Origin of the sequence: Nocardiopsis sp. JB363 (assembly GCF_900143625.1) — a bacterium.
Classification (GTDB): Bacteria; Actinomycetota; Actinomycetes; order Streptosporangiales; family Streptosporangiaceae; genus Nocardiopsis.
This window is the reverse complement of sequence record NZ_FRFF01000064.1, coordinates 27087-40639: the sequence shown is the minus strand read 5'-3', so window position 1 is coordinate 40639 and position 13553 is coordinate 27087. Positions and strand designations below refer to the sequence as shown.

The 13553-nt window shown below is 69.2% G+C and carries 13 protein-coding genes; 4 read left to right on the top strand and 9 right to left on the bottom strand.

Annotated elements, in window-relative coordinates:
• Nucleotides 1–9: 9 nt before the first annotated feature.
• The 4 genes from BQ8420_RS09845 to BQ8420_RS09830 form a co-directional block, all read right to left on the bottom strand.
• Nucleotides 10–900: an amidohydrolase family protein gene (locus BQ8420_RS09845; protein ID WP_087097581.1), complete on the bottom strand. Its 891-nt coding sequence runs from the start codon at nt 898–900 to the stop codon at nt 10–12.
• Nucleotides 901–1105: 205 nt separating this feature from the next.
• Nucleotides 1106–2173: a DUF6924 domain-containing protein gene (locus tag BQ8420_RS09840; RefSeq protein ID WP_143847180.1), complete on the bottom strand. Its 1068-nt coding sequence runs from the start codon at nt 2171–2173 to the stop codon at nt 1106–1108.
• A 235-nt stretch (nt 2174–2408) separates the two neighbouring features.
• Nucleotides 2409–3248 (bottom strand): DMT family transporter, encoded by an 840-nt coding sequence (locus tag BQ8420_RS09835; protein ID WP_087097577.1) that lies wholly within the window; start codon nt 3246–3248, stop codon nt 2409–2411.
• 101 nt (nt 3249–3349) lie between these two features.
• The gene (locus tag BQ8420_RS09830; RefSeq protein WP_087097575.1) at nt 3350–3829 is read right to left on the bottom strand and encodes an Lrp/AsnC family transcriptional regulator; all 480 of its coding nucleotides are present in this window, start codon (nt 3827–3829) and stop codon (nt 3350–3352) included.
• A gap of 189 nt (nt 3830–4018) precedes the next feature.
• On the opposite strand from BQ8420_RS09830, the gene BQ8420_RS09825 reads away from it, so the two are divergent.
• The 4 genes from BQ8420_RS09825 to BQ8420_RS09810 all read left to right on the top strand — a co-directional run bounded on the left by BQ8420_RS09825 (nt 4019) and on the right by BQ8420_RS09810 (nt 8634).
• On the top strand, nt 4019–5296 hold the full coding sequence (locus BQ8420_RS09825; protein ID WP_087097573.1) for a CynX/NimT family MFS transporter: 1278 nt from the start codon (nt 4019–4021) through the stop codon (nt 5294–5296).
• Nucleotides 5297–5364: 68 nt separating this feature from the next.
• Nucleotides 5365–6087: a TetR/AcrR family transcriptional regulator gene (locus BQ8420_RS09820; protein ID WP_087097571.1), complete on the top strand. Its 723-nt coding sequence runs from the start codon at nt 5365–5367 to the stop codon at nt 6085–6087.
• 98 nt (nt 6088–6185) lie between these two features.
• Nucleotides 6186–6959 (top strand): siderophore-interacting protein, encoded by a 774-nt coding sequence (locus tag BQ8420_RS09815; protein WP_087097569.1) that lies wholly within the window; start codon nt 6186–6188, stop codon nt 6957–6959.
• Between the two features lie 388 nt (nt 6960–7347).
• Nucleotides 7348–8634 carry an MFS transporter gene (locus BQ8420_RS09810; RefSeq protein WP_087097567.1) on the top strand — a complete coding sequence of 429 codons (1287 nt, stop codon included), beginning with the start codon at nt 7348–7350 and terminating at the stop codon, nt 8632–8634.
• A 90-nt stretch (nt 8635–8724) separates the two neighbouring features.
• Here BQ8420_RS09810 and BQ8420_RS09805 read toward each other — a convergent pair whose 3' ends face one another.
• The 5 genes from BQ8420_RS09805 to BQ8420_RS09785 all read right to left on the bottom strand — a co-directional run bounded on the left by BQ8420_RS09805 (nt 8725) and on the right by BQ8420_RS09785 (nt 13287).
• On the bottom strand, nt 8725–9465 hold the full coding sequence (locus BQ8420_RS09805) for an anti-sigma factor domain-containing protein (protein WP_087097565.1): 741 nt from the start codon (nt 9463–9465) through the stop codon (nt 8725–8727).
• On the bottom strand, nt 9462–10052 hold the full coding sequence (locus BQ8420_RS09800; RefSeq protein ID WP_087097563.1) for a sigma-70 family RNA polymerase sigma factor: 591 nt from the start codon (nt 10050–10052) through the stop codon (nt 9462–9464). Before BQ8420_RS09800 ends, BQ8420_RS09805 begins: the two co-directional genes overlap by 4 nt.
• A gap of 111 nt (nt 10053–10163) precedes the next feature.
• Nucleotides 10164–10829: a fasciclin domain-containing protein gene (locus BQ8420_RS09795; protein ID WP_200815875.1), complete on the bottom strand. Its 666-nt coding sequence runs from the start codon at nt 10827–10829 to the stop codon at nt 10164–10166.
• A gap of 91 nt (nt 10830–10920) precedes the next feature.
• Nucleotides 10921–12486 (bottom strand): molybdopterin-dependent oxidoreductase, encoded by a 1566-nt coding sequence (locus BQ8420_RS09790; protein ID WP_369825495.1) that lies wholly within the window; start codon nt 12484–12486, stop codon nt 10921–10923.
• A gap of 207 nt (nt 12487–12693) precedes the next feature.
• Entirely contained in the window at nt 12694–13287 is a 594-nt protein-coding gene (locus tag BQ8420_RS09785) for a fasciclin domain-containing protein (RefSeq protein WP_087097559.1), read from the bottom strand.
• Between the last annotated feature and the right edge of the window lie 266 nt (nt 13288–13553).

Below are 13553 nucleotides of genomic sequence, written 5' to 3'. Positions count from 1 at the left end.
TGGGGACGGTCAGAGATCGAACAGCCCGATGGCGTTGTCGTGCAGGACCCCGCGCAACCAGTCGGATCCCAGGTCGAGGTCGACCAAGGCCCGGAGCTGCTCGCGGTAGGCGTAGGGAATGTTCGGAAAGTCCGTACCCAGTAGGACGCGGTTCCCGACGTCGCGCAGTCGTGGAAGTTCCGCGCGGGGGAAGGGCGACAACCGTTCGATGTAGGGCGTGAACGCCATGGTGGTGTCCAGGTGCACCCGTTCGTACCGTTCGACCAGGTCCAGGAAGCCCGTGTACTCGGGTGCGCCGGCGTGGGCGACCACCGCGGTGAGCCGGGGATGGGCACGCAGGACCTCCGCGAAGGGGCCGGGGCCGGTGAAGTCGCCCGGCATCGGACCGGAACCGCAGTGGACGACCACCGGGATCCCGGCCTCGGCGAGGGTCCCCCACACGTCCGTGAGCAACGGGTCGCGCGGGTCGTAGGCGCCCACCTGTAGGTGCGCCTTGAACACCCGTGCCCCCGAGCCGATCGCCTCGGCCACGTAGTCCTTGGCGTCGGGTTCGGGATAGAAGGTGGCGCTGCGCAGACAGTCGGGGTTCTGTTCGGCGAAGGAGGCGGCCCAGGAGTTGAGCCAGCGGGCCATGTCCGGGCGGTGCGGGTAGGACAGCGCGGTGAAGTACCGGACCCCGAAGCCGCGCAGGAGGTCCAGGCGTTCGTCCTGGTCGAAGCGGTAGGTGATGGGCCAGACGCCGTCACCGAGGGCGTCGAAGTAGGACCACACCTTGGTCAGGACGTTGTCGGGCATGAAATGGGTGTGCACGTCCACGAGGCCGGGGAGCCCGAGATCCTGCCAGACCCGGCGGACCTCGGCGCTCTCGTCGGCCCCGGGGGCTGATGAGACTCCAGTCACATCACCCAGCTTATGGCCCGTCCGAACCGCACTCGGAGTCGGGGGCGGCGACCGGCTACCCGGCGGAGTACCCGGGGCGGCCCGGCCCCAGGGAGCCGGGCCGCCCCGGGCGCCGGGCCCGAACAGATCGTCCAGGGGAGGCCACTCGGCACCGGAGCCGGTTCGCTCGGACCTCGGCCCAGTGGATCCCGGGAGGCCCGTGTCCTCACAGGACCTTCATGCTCTCCTCGTGCGTCGATCCGCAGTACTGGATGAAACCCTCGCCACAGTGGTAGTCGTCGAAGTCCATGTTGGCGAGGGACAGGTTGATCTGGATCGTCGGGATCGCCTCCGGTGCGGCTCGGAAGGATCGGCCGGGGTCCTCGAACAGGTCCACCACCAATAGCGGATGCCGGGGGTCCAGCATGGTCGGCTCGTCCGCGACGATCAGGAACGAGTGGGAGTCGTGCGGCGACAGGCCCATGAGCTGCTCGAAGGACAGTCCGGTGTAGCCGGTGTCGTCCACGACGTGGACGTAGGCGTGGGCGGCGCCAGGGTCTTCCTTGGGCAGCTCGAATCCCTCGTCGTCGAAGACGGGAGCGCCCACGGCTCTCAGGACCGCGTTCCATGCCTCGTCGTCACCGTGATGGGTGCGTACGAGCAGCGGGTCCTCGCTGACGGGGAGGCGCGGCGGACGTCCCGTGAGGGGGCGGTAGCGAGGAGGGGAGGCCAGCAGGTCCAGGTCGGCGCCGAACACCTCGTCGGGTTCCTCGGGCAGGGCGGCCTTCCAATCGCCCAGGTAATGGAATTCGGCCTCGAACACCAGGTAGAGCATGGACGTCTGGCGGGCTCCGATCCGCAGCACGTGCTCGTGGGGGACGAAAGGGTGCTCCTGCGGTGTGTCCTGGTCCTCGGGAGAGGTGGTGAAGGCCAGGAGGGAGCGGTGGACGGGGTCGGCCATGGTGCGCTCGTCCGCCAGCAGCACCAGGTGCGGGAGCCAGGATCCGGCCTGCTCCAGGGCCGAATGGATTTCGGCGGTGGTGGCGTTCCGCCAGGCGGGGTCGTCCACCAGGAGCAGGTGCTTGTCATTCGGAGGGGGAACGGCCCCTTGGCCACCGTGTTCCGGCCGGGGGAGCGGTGGGTGCGGAAGCACACCGGGCAGGTCGGACAGGTACGAGAGCGTGTCCTGCCACGCGCCCTGGTCGTCGTAGGCGGTACGAACCACGAGGAAGACCGTGATCTCCTCCTCCCCCGTGGGGAAGGACGGAAGCAAGAGCTGGGAAGGGGGTCGCACGGGAGGCACCTTGCACGTAGTAAAAGGGGTGGAAAGGCCTGGATAGCACGGTGCGGTGACAAAGCTCGCTACGTGCGTTCGGGAGAACACGGTGGACCGGCCCGGTCTCCTGAAGACCACGTACCAGAGACATGCGATTCGAGAGCGGTACGAGGGTTCCCCACCCACCGGCCCCGGCACGGATGAGACCGTGTGGAGCGCTCGGGGCCGGGTGGGATCGCGTCGCGGAGCGGGTTCACAGGGCGAGCAACAGGACCCCGCCGACCACGACCACCGACGCGACGACGCGCAGCGGCCCGAATCGTTCGCGGAAGAAGATCAGACCGATGACGGCCGCGAAGACGATGCTGGTTTCCCGCAGCGCCGCGATGCCGGCGACCGCCCCCGACAGTTGCGCCCACAGCACCAGCCCGTACGCGCCCGCGCTCACCGCCCCGCCCAGCAGACCGATCTTCCACATGGGCCGCAGCTGTGACATCAGCCTTCCCCGCCGGGTGACCAGGGCGACCAGGAAGAACACCGGTCCCTGGAGGAGCATGATCCAGGCGATGTACCCGGTCGGGTTCTCGGTGAGGCGTACGCCGTAGGCGTCCACCACCGTGTAGGCGGCGATGGCCAACCCCGTGGCGAAGGCCGCCAGGAGTGCCGGCGCGTGCTCTCGGCGAGGCATACCGTTCGCGAACACCAGCACCATCAGTCCCGCGGAGACCACCAAGACTCCGGCGAACTCGTTCGGCGGCAGGGCCTCGCCGAACACCACCACGCCGATGAGGGCCACCACCCACGGGGCGGTGCCGCGCGCCAACGGGTACACCTGTCCGAAGTCCCCGGTCCGGTAGGACAGCATCAGCAGGCTCAGGTAGAGCACGTGCGCGACGAGTGACCCGAGCAGGACCGGCCAGGCCTCGACCGGTGGGAGCCCGGCCACGAACAGCAGCGGCAGGGTGGCGAGCATCCCGCCGAGCCCGATGAGGGCGAACCCGAGGAGTCGGTCGGTGAGGGCGTGCGCGATCGCGTTCCACGTGGCGTGGAGGAGCGCTGCCACCAGGACGGCGGCGAAAATGGGTGTGGTCATTGGACGTCTCGCGCAGGGTTCGAAGGACCCGGCAAGGCTAGCCCGGACCCCGAGGGTCGGGTTCGTCCACGGGTAGGGGTCACAGCGGCATCGGACTCGGGTCAGGAACCGTCGCGGGCGCCCGCGGGGGAAACGCTGTGGTTGCGCAGGTGCTCGTAGACGATCGACGCTCGCACGTCGGCGACCTCGGGGCGCTCGGTGAGCTTGTCCACCACGAAGGCGTACAGGCTGTTGTTGTCCGGAAGGGCGACGTGCACCAGGAAGTCCTCCTCGCCTGACGTCACGAAGACCGACAGCGTGTCCGGCAGGGCGCGGACCCAGTCGCGGAACGCCTCGATGTTGTGCCGCGACGGCTTGACCACGCTGACGGTGATGAGCGCCTGGACCGGACGACCGATCAGTTCCAGGTCCACGTCCAGTAGTGAGCCGCGAATCACACCCCTTTCTCGCAGTGCGCGGGTGCGATCGAGGGTCGTTGTGGGCGATGCGCCCACCGCCGCGGCCACGTCGCGGTTGGTTTTCCGTGCGTCCGACTGGAGTTCGGCCAGAATCGCCGTATCAAGTTCGTCAATATCAGCCATGCGCGGAGCTTACCCGTACTTAATACGGAATGTTGAGTCCAGGCCCGGCGTATGCGTAACATTTGAGCGAAAAGGTCGTATTTGGCTCGCCAGGGAGTGATCCTCCTCTGGACGGCAACGTCGCCCGCCGGTCGGCCACGCTCTGGTGCGATGACGCACCACCGCACAACAAAGGGATGTCCCGCCACCATGAGACCTTCCTCTGCCCTGGCCGTCACCGACCGATCGTCGGTACGCCCTGGAACACGGGGCCGCATCCTGGCCCTGGTCGCGATCGTCTGCGCGGCGCTCAACCTGCGCCTCGTCGTCACCTCACTGTCCCCGCTGTTGACCACGGTGGGCGAGGAACTCGGGTTCACCGCCACCGTCGTCGGTGTCTTCGGCACCCTGCCGTTGGTCGCCTTCGCGATCTTCGGCCTGATCACCCCCGCGATCATGCGTCGTCTGGGAGCCGAGGCCACGGCGACCCTGAGCATGCTGCTCACCGGAATCGGGCAGGTCCTGCGGGCCTTCGCCCCCGACACCGGCGCGCTGCTGGCGCTCACCGGCATCGCCCTCACCGGAGCGGCCCTCGGCAACGTCGTGCTGCCGCCCCTGATCAAGCAGTACTTCCCCGACCGTATCGCCGCGCTGAGCACCGTCCAGATGGTCGCCATCCACCTCGGCGCGCTCTTCCCACCGTTGGTGGCGGTCCCCTTGGCCGAGGTCGCCGGGTGGCGGGTCGCCCTGGGCGCCTGGTCCGGCATCGCCCTCGTCGCCGCCGTCCTGTGGGCCGTGCAGTGGCGCCGGGGCGGCCCCGTCGCCTCCTCCGCCGCCACGGTGGGAAGCGAGCTTCCCCTGGCCCGCCCCATCCGGCAGGTCGGCATGGCCTGGCGGATGGCCCTGCTCTTCGGCATGGTCACCTGGAACGTCTTCACGCTCTTCACCTGGCTGCCCGCTCTGCTGAGCGACGCCGGGCACGGCCCCGCCGCGGCCGGGAGCATGGTCTCCCTGATGGTCGGCACCAGCCTGCTGTTCGGGCTGGTCGCGCCCGCGGCCACCCTGCGCACCGCCAACACCTTCCCGGTGGTCGCCTTGGGGCTGTCCGGCTACGGGATCGGCTACCTGGGCGTGGCGTTGGCGCCGGAGTTCGCCGTGGTGTGGGTCCTCTTCCTCGGACTCGGCACCAGCCTGTTCGTGGTCACCATGACGATGATCAACGCCCGAAGCTCGACCGCGCGGGGCGCCGCCGCCCTGTCCGGGTTCGTGCAGGGCGCCGGAAGCGGTATCGCCCTGGGCGGCCCGCTGCTGTTCGGTCTGCTGGGCGAGCTCACCGGAGGCTGGACCGCCTCCTACGTCCTCGTCGCCGGAGGTTCGCTCGTGGTGGCGGCGGTCGTCGCCTACGTCGAACGCACCCCGTGGACCATCGAAGCGGCGGCGCGAGGGGGTCACCCCCGCCCGCACCGGTCGGAGTCCGTCCACGCCTGATCGGTCGGCGCGCCCGCCCGGACACTACGCTGTGGATCGGAAACGGCCATGGTGTGTGAGGGGGAGCGATGACCGCACCTGTGCGGCGGGCGCGGCTGCGGGCGGCCACCATGGCGGAGGCTCGGGAGGTGGCCCGCCGTCTGCTCGTGGAGCGTGGCACCGCCGCGGTCACGGTGAACGCCGTCGCCCGGGAGATGGGCATGAGCGGCCCCGCGCTCTATCGGTACTTCACCGGGCACGAGGAATTGGTCGAGGCGATCACCATCGACTTCTTCCGGGAGCTGACCGGGGTGATCATCGCGGCCCGCGACACCCGACCCGGCGAGGACACGAGCGTTCGTCTCCTGGCGATGTGCCGGGCGATGCGCGGGTGGGCGGTCGCGCATCCGGCCGAGTTCGAGTGGACCTTCGCCCGGCCGTCGCGGATCTCGCGCGACCCGCGTCGGGAGGAATCGCCCCGGTTCCAGGCCGGTGACGGGTTCGAGAAGGTCTTCCTCGGGGAGTTCGTCGACCTGTGGGAGGGGTCCGGGTTCCCGACACCAGGGCCCGGCCGGCTGGATCCCGCCCTTGGGAAGCAGTTGAGTGCCTACTCGGCGAGGATCGACGGGGTCCTTCCACCGGAGGCCGCACACGTGTTCCTGTCGACCTGGACCCGGCTCTACGGACTGTTGTGCATGGAGGTCCTGCACCAGTTGGACTTCGCCTACTCGGACGTGGGGCCGCTCTTCGAGGAGTGCCTGCGCGAGGTCTGTGATTCCTTGGGACTGGAGTACACACCTCCTTCCGGTTGATCGTTCGCGGCCCTCCGCAACCCTTGACAACCCGAGGTTCGCACCTATTGAGTTAGAGGCTCTAACTAAAGCAAGAGCCACTATCCAAGGAGTGAGTCATGGCGAACGAAGGAGTTCGGCGGAAGTCGGCCAACCCCCTGGTGAACCGCTTCGGGCAGTACCGATCCGAAGGGATCGTCACCGAGGTGGACATGGTCACGGCATCGCTGCGGCGGATCCGGATTCACTCGAAGGAGTTCACCGAACGCGCCTACGTCCCCGGACAGCACGTACGCGTCGAGATCATGGATCCCCTCTCCCTCCACGGAATCCTGCGGCCCGGAGAGACCCTGCGCACGTACACGGTCCGCGACCACGCGCCGGAACGGGCGGAGTTCGAACTGTGGGCCCACCTCTACGACGGGGACGGCATCGGCCTGACCTGGGCGCGTACCGTCGAGGTCGGATCCCCGGTGCGCCTGTGGGGGCCTCAGGGGCGGTCCGAGCCGTACCCCGAAGCGCCCTACCACCTGTTCGTCGGCGAAGAAACCGGAGCCTGCTCCTTCGCCCCGCTGCTGTCCGCGCTGGGCCCCGACGCCCGCACCTTCGGCGTGCTGGAGAGCGAATGCCCCGACGACGACGTCCCGATCGAGGGGCTGGGGCGAGTGATCCGTGTCCACCGTGAGGGCGCCTCCGCCGTGGATTCCGACCTCCTGGCCACGGCGGTCGCTGACCTGGATCTGCCCGAGGAACCCGGGCACGCCTACGTCGCCGGTGAGGCCCGCAGTGGGCAGAGGGTACGAACCCACCTGGTCGAGGAACGCGGATGGCCTCGGGAAGCGGTCCTGGTCAAGGCCTTCTGGACCCCGGGCAAGAAGGGTCTGCACCACTGAATTCGTTCCCGGTCGGCGGTCAGGGGCGAGAAAGGAAAACGGCGGTGGACGGCCACTCGAAAACGTCACGCCCATCCCAGGAGATGACCTGAGTCCCTTTCTTTCCAGGACGAAAGGCCCAGGGCGCACAGGCGCATGCACGTGCATAAACGGCCAATAGTGGCCACTTTCATGGATAATCGTCACATACAGCCTCAGAAGCTCGCCAACGCCTACAGCAGGCGCATAATGGCGACATGAGCATCCCACTCCCCGTACACCCTTATTTCGCGTACCCCGAATTCCCTCCCTGACGGTCCCCGCCCCGGAAGGGGACCACGGTTCAGCACGCCGGCGGTGGGTCGGGACACCCGGATCCCCGCGGGCACACCACGGGAAGTCGCATACCATGGCCATAGAACGGCCACAGCCGTACCTACCCCCGGAACGACCGGGGAACGGGGAGCCGGGGACCGCTCCGCTCCTCCGCAACCAGGATTTCCAAGCCCTGTGGGCCGGCCGTTTCTTCGCGGGGTTGGGGAAGGAGAGCGGTGAGGTCGCCTACCCCCTCCTGATCCTCCTGCTGGTCGGGTCCGCGTCCCAGGCGGGCATCATCGGCGCCGCGCAGGTCGCCACCACCATGATCACGGCCGTGGTCGGAGGAGTCCTCGCCGACCACGTCAACCGGCGCACCATCCTGCTCGTCTGCGACCTCGGTCGGCTGCTGCTCCTCGTCGGCTTCACCGCGATACTGCTCAACGGCGAGGCCGACGTGCCGCTCATCATCGGGGTGGCGGTCACCTCCGCCGCCCTCATGGGCATCTCCAACCCGGTGGCCATGGCGGCGATCAAACAGCTCGTCCCGCCCTCGCAGATCGCCAGTGCGTCGGCACAGAACCAGATCCGCTTCTTCAGCACCACCGCGCTCGGTGCGCCCCTCGCCGGCTCGCTGTTCGGCCTGGGCCGCGCCTTCCCGTTCCTCGCCGAGGCGATCTGCTACCTGCTGTCCACCGCGCTGCTCCTGCGCATCCGCCGACCCATGCAGGCCCCCCGGCGTGCCGAAGGGGAACCGTGGAGTCTGCGCGGCACCGTCACCGGGTTCGTCCTCCTGGCCCGGCACCCGATCCTGCGGCCGATGATGTGTTGGATCGTCGGGTTCAACATCGCCTTCACCCAGACGGGCGTGTTCCTCGCGATCATCGCCACCGCGAACGAACGCGGAGCCTCCGACCTGCTGGTCGGCGTGACCGTGTCGCTGGCCGGGATGGGCGGGCTGGCCGGAGCGTTGGTCGCCGGGCCGGTGGTGCGCGCCGTGTCCCCCTCACGGATCTTCCTCTTCGCCGCGTGGGCCGCGCCGGTCTGCGCGCTCGTCCTGGCGTTCACGCCCGGGGTGCTCCCGCTGGGGGTGATCGTGGCGTTCGTCTTCGCCGCGGTCCCCTGCGTCAACGCGGTCTTCTTCGGCTACGTGTCCGCCACGGTCCCCGACCGCTACCAGGGGCGGGCCCTGGGCGCGGTGACGTTCATGGCGCTGCTGTCCCAGCCGATCGGCATCGTCGGGGTAGGGGTCGTCTTCGACCTCGCCGGCCCGGTTCCGGTGTTCCTGATGATGGCGGTGGTGTCCGTGCCGGCGGCGTTGCTCACCCTCGGACCGACCCTGCGGGCCCTGCCTCGCCCGGAGGAGGTCGCCGTCCTTTGAGACCCCGCCCCCGTCGCTCCGAACGCGCGCCGATCTCCGTGGCCCCTCGGTCGTGTGGGGCCACGGAGCGCTTGGGGTCGTGGGCGCCGGTCAGCCGGTGACCGGCATGGCCATCACCGGGTCGGAGGTGGGCTGGTCGGACCCGCCCTCGGGTTCGACGGTGACGGCGACGCCGTCGGTCTCCCCGTCCTGTGGTGTGGCCAGGACCGGGAGGACGAAACCCTCCTCGGCGACGGCGAGCAGACCGGCCGAGTAGACCGACCCGTCCGGGCGGGTCAACCACAGCTGATAGTCCTCGTCGTGCAGGTCCTCCAGGCCGTGCGCGCTGAACACCAGGTCACCCAGGCTCTCGGAGTGCACCACCGTCACGCTCACGTCCTCCATGGGCTCGGCGCTGGTGGTGACGGCGTCCGGTGCGGCCAGCACTGCGGCGATCTGCTGTTCGTTGGTGCGCAGCTCGTCCACTTGGCCGCGTTGGTCGAGCACCACCGCTCCCAGGGCGATGATCGCCGCCAGACAGGCGGCCAACACCAGACCCAGCGTCCAGGGAAGTCCGCGGCGGCGGGGCTCGGGCAGGCGCTCGGGGGCGGGGGCGAGCTGGCGGGTCCTGGCGACCTCCTCCAGCACTTTCGCCCGAAGCTCCGCCGGCGGTGTCTCGGCGGCCGTGGCGGCCAACCGCGCGGAGGTCTCGGCGAAACCCCGCACCTCCTGTACACAGGAGTCGCAGTCGGCCAAGTGGTCCTCGAAGCGCACGCTCTCGCTCGGGGTGAGGGCGTTCAACGCGTAGGCGCCGGTCAGTGTGTGCAAGTCCGGGCTGAGCGACCTTCTCACCACTCCACCCCCAAACAGTCCCTGAGTCGAATGAGTCCGTCGCGCATCCTGGTCTTGATCGTGCCCAGGGGCGTCGACAACAGACGGGCCACATCACGGTAGGTGTAGCCGCCGTAGAAGGCGAGGCGCACCGACTGCTCCTGGACCTCGGTGAGGTTCTCCAGACATCGCCGGACACGTTCGCGTTCGAGTCGGTCCGTGGCCTTCTCGGCCACCTCGTCATAGGGGCGTTCGGTGTCGGCCGCCGCCGCTCGGGACTCCCGGTCGGTGGCCGCCTGTTCCGAACGCACCCGGTCCACCGCCCTGCGGTGCGCCAACGTCATCACCCAGGCCTGGGGGCTTCCCCGGCGCGGATCGTAACGACAGGCGCTGCGCCACACCTCGACCAGCACCTCCTGGGCGACTTCCTCCGACTGGGCGGGATCACGCAGGACGCGCCGGACCAGCCCGTACACGGTCGGACCGATCAGGTCGTACACCCTGTTGAACGCCTGCTCCTCGCCGCGCGCCACACGACGCAGTAGCTCCTCCAGCCCGGGAGGACCCTCTGGTGAGGCCTCCTGCGGTGCCGTCGCTGCCCTGTCCATCTACGGCCTTCCCGTGGGGGAAACGTGGTCGTGCGGTTCCGATGCGGTGCGTGGTCCCGGACGGCCCGTCCACGAAGTTCGGACCGCCCGGGGGCTCGGTTCACCCTCTCATCAGGAGGGCATCAGCACGGTGTCGACGATGTAGACGGTGGCGTTGGCGGTCTGCACGTTTCCGCACACCACCTGGGACTCGTCGTTCACGGTGAACTCCTCACCGGAGCCGCTGGTGGTCACGTCCTCGCCCTGCAGCGAGGTGAACGTGCCGTCCGCCAGGTCCTCGGGAGTGTGGGTGCCCTCGACGACGTGGTAGGTCAGCACCTCGGTCAGCTGCTCCTGGTCGGCCATCAGCGCGTCCAGGTCCTCCTGCGGGATCGCCTCGAAGGCGTCGTTGGCGGGAGCGAAGACGGTGATGTCCTCGGCGGAGTTCAGCGTGTCGACCAGGTCGGCCTCCTCCACGGCACTGACCAGGGTGGACAGGAGCGGGTTGCTGGAAGCCGCGGTGGCGACCGGTTCCTGGGCCATGCCCTCGAAGCTGCCGTCACCCTCTTCGGGCACGTCGGCGCAGCCCGGGCCGAAGTTCTCGCCCGCGGTCTCCATGCCCTCGTCGGTGCTCTCCTCCTCCATCCCGTCGGTGTTCTCGGTGGTCTCCTCGGCGTCGCCCATCTCCGGGTTCTCCTCGGACGCGCCGTCCATGTCGCCGCAGGCCGAAAGACCGAAGGCGAGCACGGCGGCGGCAGCGGTGGCGGTGAGCGCGTTCTTGCGGATCACGGTGTTCATCTCTTCTCCCTTTGTTCCCTCTGGTCACATCTGTGGGTGGTGACTATCTGCGGTTGTGTCGAACTGTTGTCGCGTGTGAGGTCTGTGGTGTTCAGCCGGCGGTGAAGCGGATCCGGTGCCACCCGGTGGCCCCGTCCGGGATCGGGTCGACCCGTTCGGCCGGTTGGGTGAAGCCGGTGGAGTCGGTGGCCCGTACCTCCACCGAGTGCATGCCGGGATCGACGTCGACCTCGGCCACCCACTGCACCCAGGTGTCGATGCCGGGGACGGTGGCCAGGTCCGCCTCCCACCAGTCGCCGTCGTCGACGCGTACTTCCACGGCGTCGATCCCGCGGTGCTGGGCCCAGGCCACCCCGGCCAGGACGACCTCGCCGGCGTCCACGCGACCCAGTGGAGAGGGCACGTCGATCCGGGACATGGTCTTGATCGGAGCGCGCACGCCCCACCCGCGCCGTGCCCAGTAGGCCTGGTCGTCCGCGAAACGGGTGAGCCTGATCTCGGTGACCCACTTGGTGGCGCTGACGAACCCGTACAGGCCGGGGACCACCATGCGCGCGGGGTAGCCGTTGACGTGGGGGAGCGGTTCGCCGCCCATCCCCACGGCGAGGAGGGCGTCGCGCCCGTCCATGACCACCTCGGTGGGGGTGCCGCAGGTCCAACCGTCGTGCGACGTACTGAGGATCTGATCGGCGTCGGCGTGGACCCCCGCTTCGCGCAGCAGGTCGGCGAGGGGGAACCCGAGCCAACGGGTGTTGCCGACCAGGTCTCCGCCGACCTGGTTGGACACACAGGTCAGGGTGGTGTCGGTCTCGACGAGTTCGCGGGACAGCAGTTCGTCCATGTCGATCTCGAAGGGCCGGTCCACCAGACCGTGCACGCGCAGGGTCCATCGCTCGGAGTCCAGGCGCGGGATGGTGAGCGCGGTGTCGATCCGGTAGAAGTCCCGGTTCGGGGTGGTGAAGGGCGCCAGCCCCGGAACGCCGAGGTCGACGCCGGCAGGCAGCGCCGGCAGGGGTTCGGCGGGCGCGGGAAGCGCCAGTGCGCTCCGCGATCCGGCGCCGCCGGTCAGAGAGGGAAGGAATCGCCCCAGGGCACCGGCGGATCCGGCGGCGGCGAGGACCCCGGCCGCGGTGAGCACGAAACCGCGTCTCCCCGGTCCTCGGTCCGGCCCCGGTGCGGGGGAAGTTCCACCCTCCGCCTCCGACGGTGCCTGAGGCTCCCCTTTCTCTCCCCCGGTTTCGAGGGCCGGGCGAGCGCTCCTCAGCAGGAGCCACAGCGCCACGGCGCCCGCCGCCCCGCCGACGACCACGGCCGAGGCCGCCCCCGGGTCGTCGGCGCGGCGGAGGATCACGGCGGCGAGCCCCACCACCGTGAACAGGAGCAGTCCCGCGTACCCGACGGCCGGGCGGCGCAGTGACACGACACCGAGCAACGCGCCGGCCAGGACGAGGACGACCACGACCCCGGTGATCAGTACGGCCTTGTCCGCCGTGCCGAAGAGCGAGATCGCCCACTCCATGAGGAACGAGGGGCTGTTGTCGACGAGCGCGTCGCCGACCGTGACCACCGGTGAGGTCGCACGTGTCAGACCGGCGACGAGTTCACCGAATCCGAGAGCCGCACCGACGACGAGCAGGCCGAGGCCCGCCCCGACCATGCGGTGCCGGGTGTCGCGTTGCGGGCGTCGTGTCCCGCGTTTCTTGGTGGTCACGTCGGGTATTCGGCGCCGAGGCGGGGTTGGATGGGTCGGTCGACGACTTTTTCGGGATTCTTTTTCGAACCGCCCGGATCCACCGCGAGCCCGTCGCCGTCGACGTGGGTTTCGCGGTCCGCCGAGTGGAGTGCCGGAACGCGACGTGGTCCGTCAGGACGGGATGAGGAGCATGCCCACCACGTGCACGGTGGCGTTGGCGGTGTGCACGTCGGCGCAGACCACCGGGGCGTAGCCCTCGACCGTGTACTCGCCTTCGCTCTCGGTGGTACCGACCCGGTCGCCGTTGAGGGTGTCGAAGGAACCGCCGTCCAGTTCCGCGCTGCCGAACTCGCCGAGAACGACGTGGTGACCGAGGAGGTGGGCCGGTCCGTCGGGGGCGTCCATCAGGTCCTGGATCTCTTCGGCGGGATACATGTCGAAGGCGTCGTCGGTGGGGGCGAACAGTGTCATGTCGTCCGCCGAGTCCAGGTCGGGTCCCAGCCCGGACCGATCCAGCAAGGTGGACAGGCGGCTCAGCAACGGATTGTCGGCGACGGCGACGGAGAGGGGCTGTCCGGCCATCGTCGAGAGGCTTCCGGGGCCCGTGTCGGGGAAGTCCGCGCAGCCGGGGCCGAAGGCCCTGACCGGTGCGGCGTCGATGTCGGCGCTGAGACCGTCCTCTTCGCTTTCGCCGTCCCCTCCGGAACAGGCGGCCAGGGAGAGGAGGAGTACGGCGCACCCGGCCGTGAGGGTGGTTCGGTGCATCTCTTCCGCCCCGACAGACGACTCGACATCACGAATTCATCACGTTACGTGTGAACCGCTTGCGCGGAGGGTCACGACGCGCCCACGCGCGAACGCGGAACGGGGTGCCGGCCGACGAACCCGAAGGCCTCGACGCAGAATCCGCCCATACGGGTCATCCCTGGCCAGGGCGGGTGCCGGAACTCTTCATGGTGCACCGTGGTCGGTTCGACCTCGTGAGTGCAGGAAGATGTTGCCGGTACGTCCTCTCAACGATCGGAGTTCCC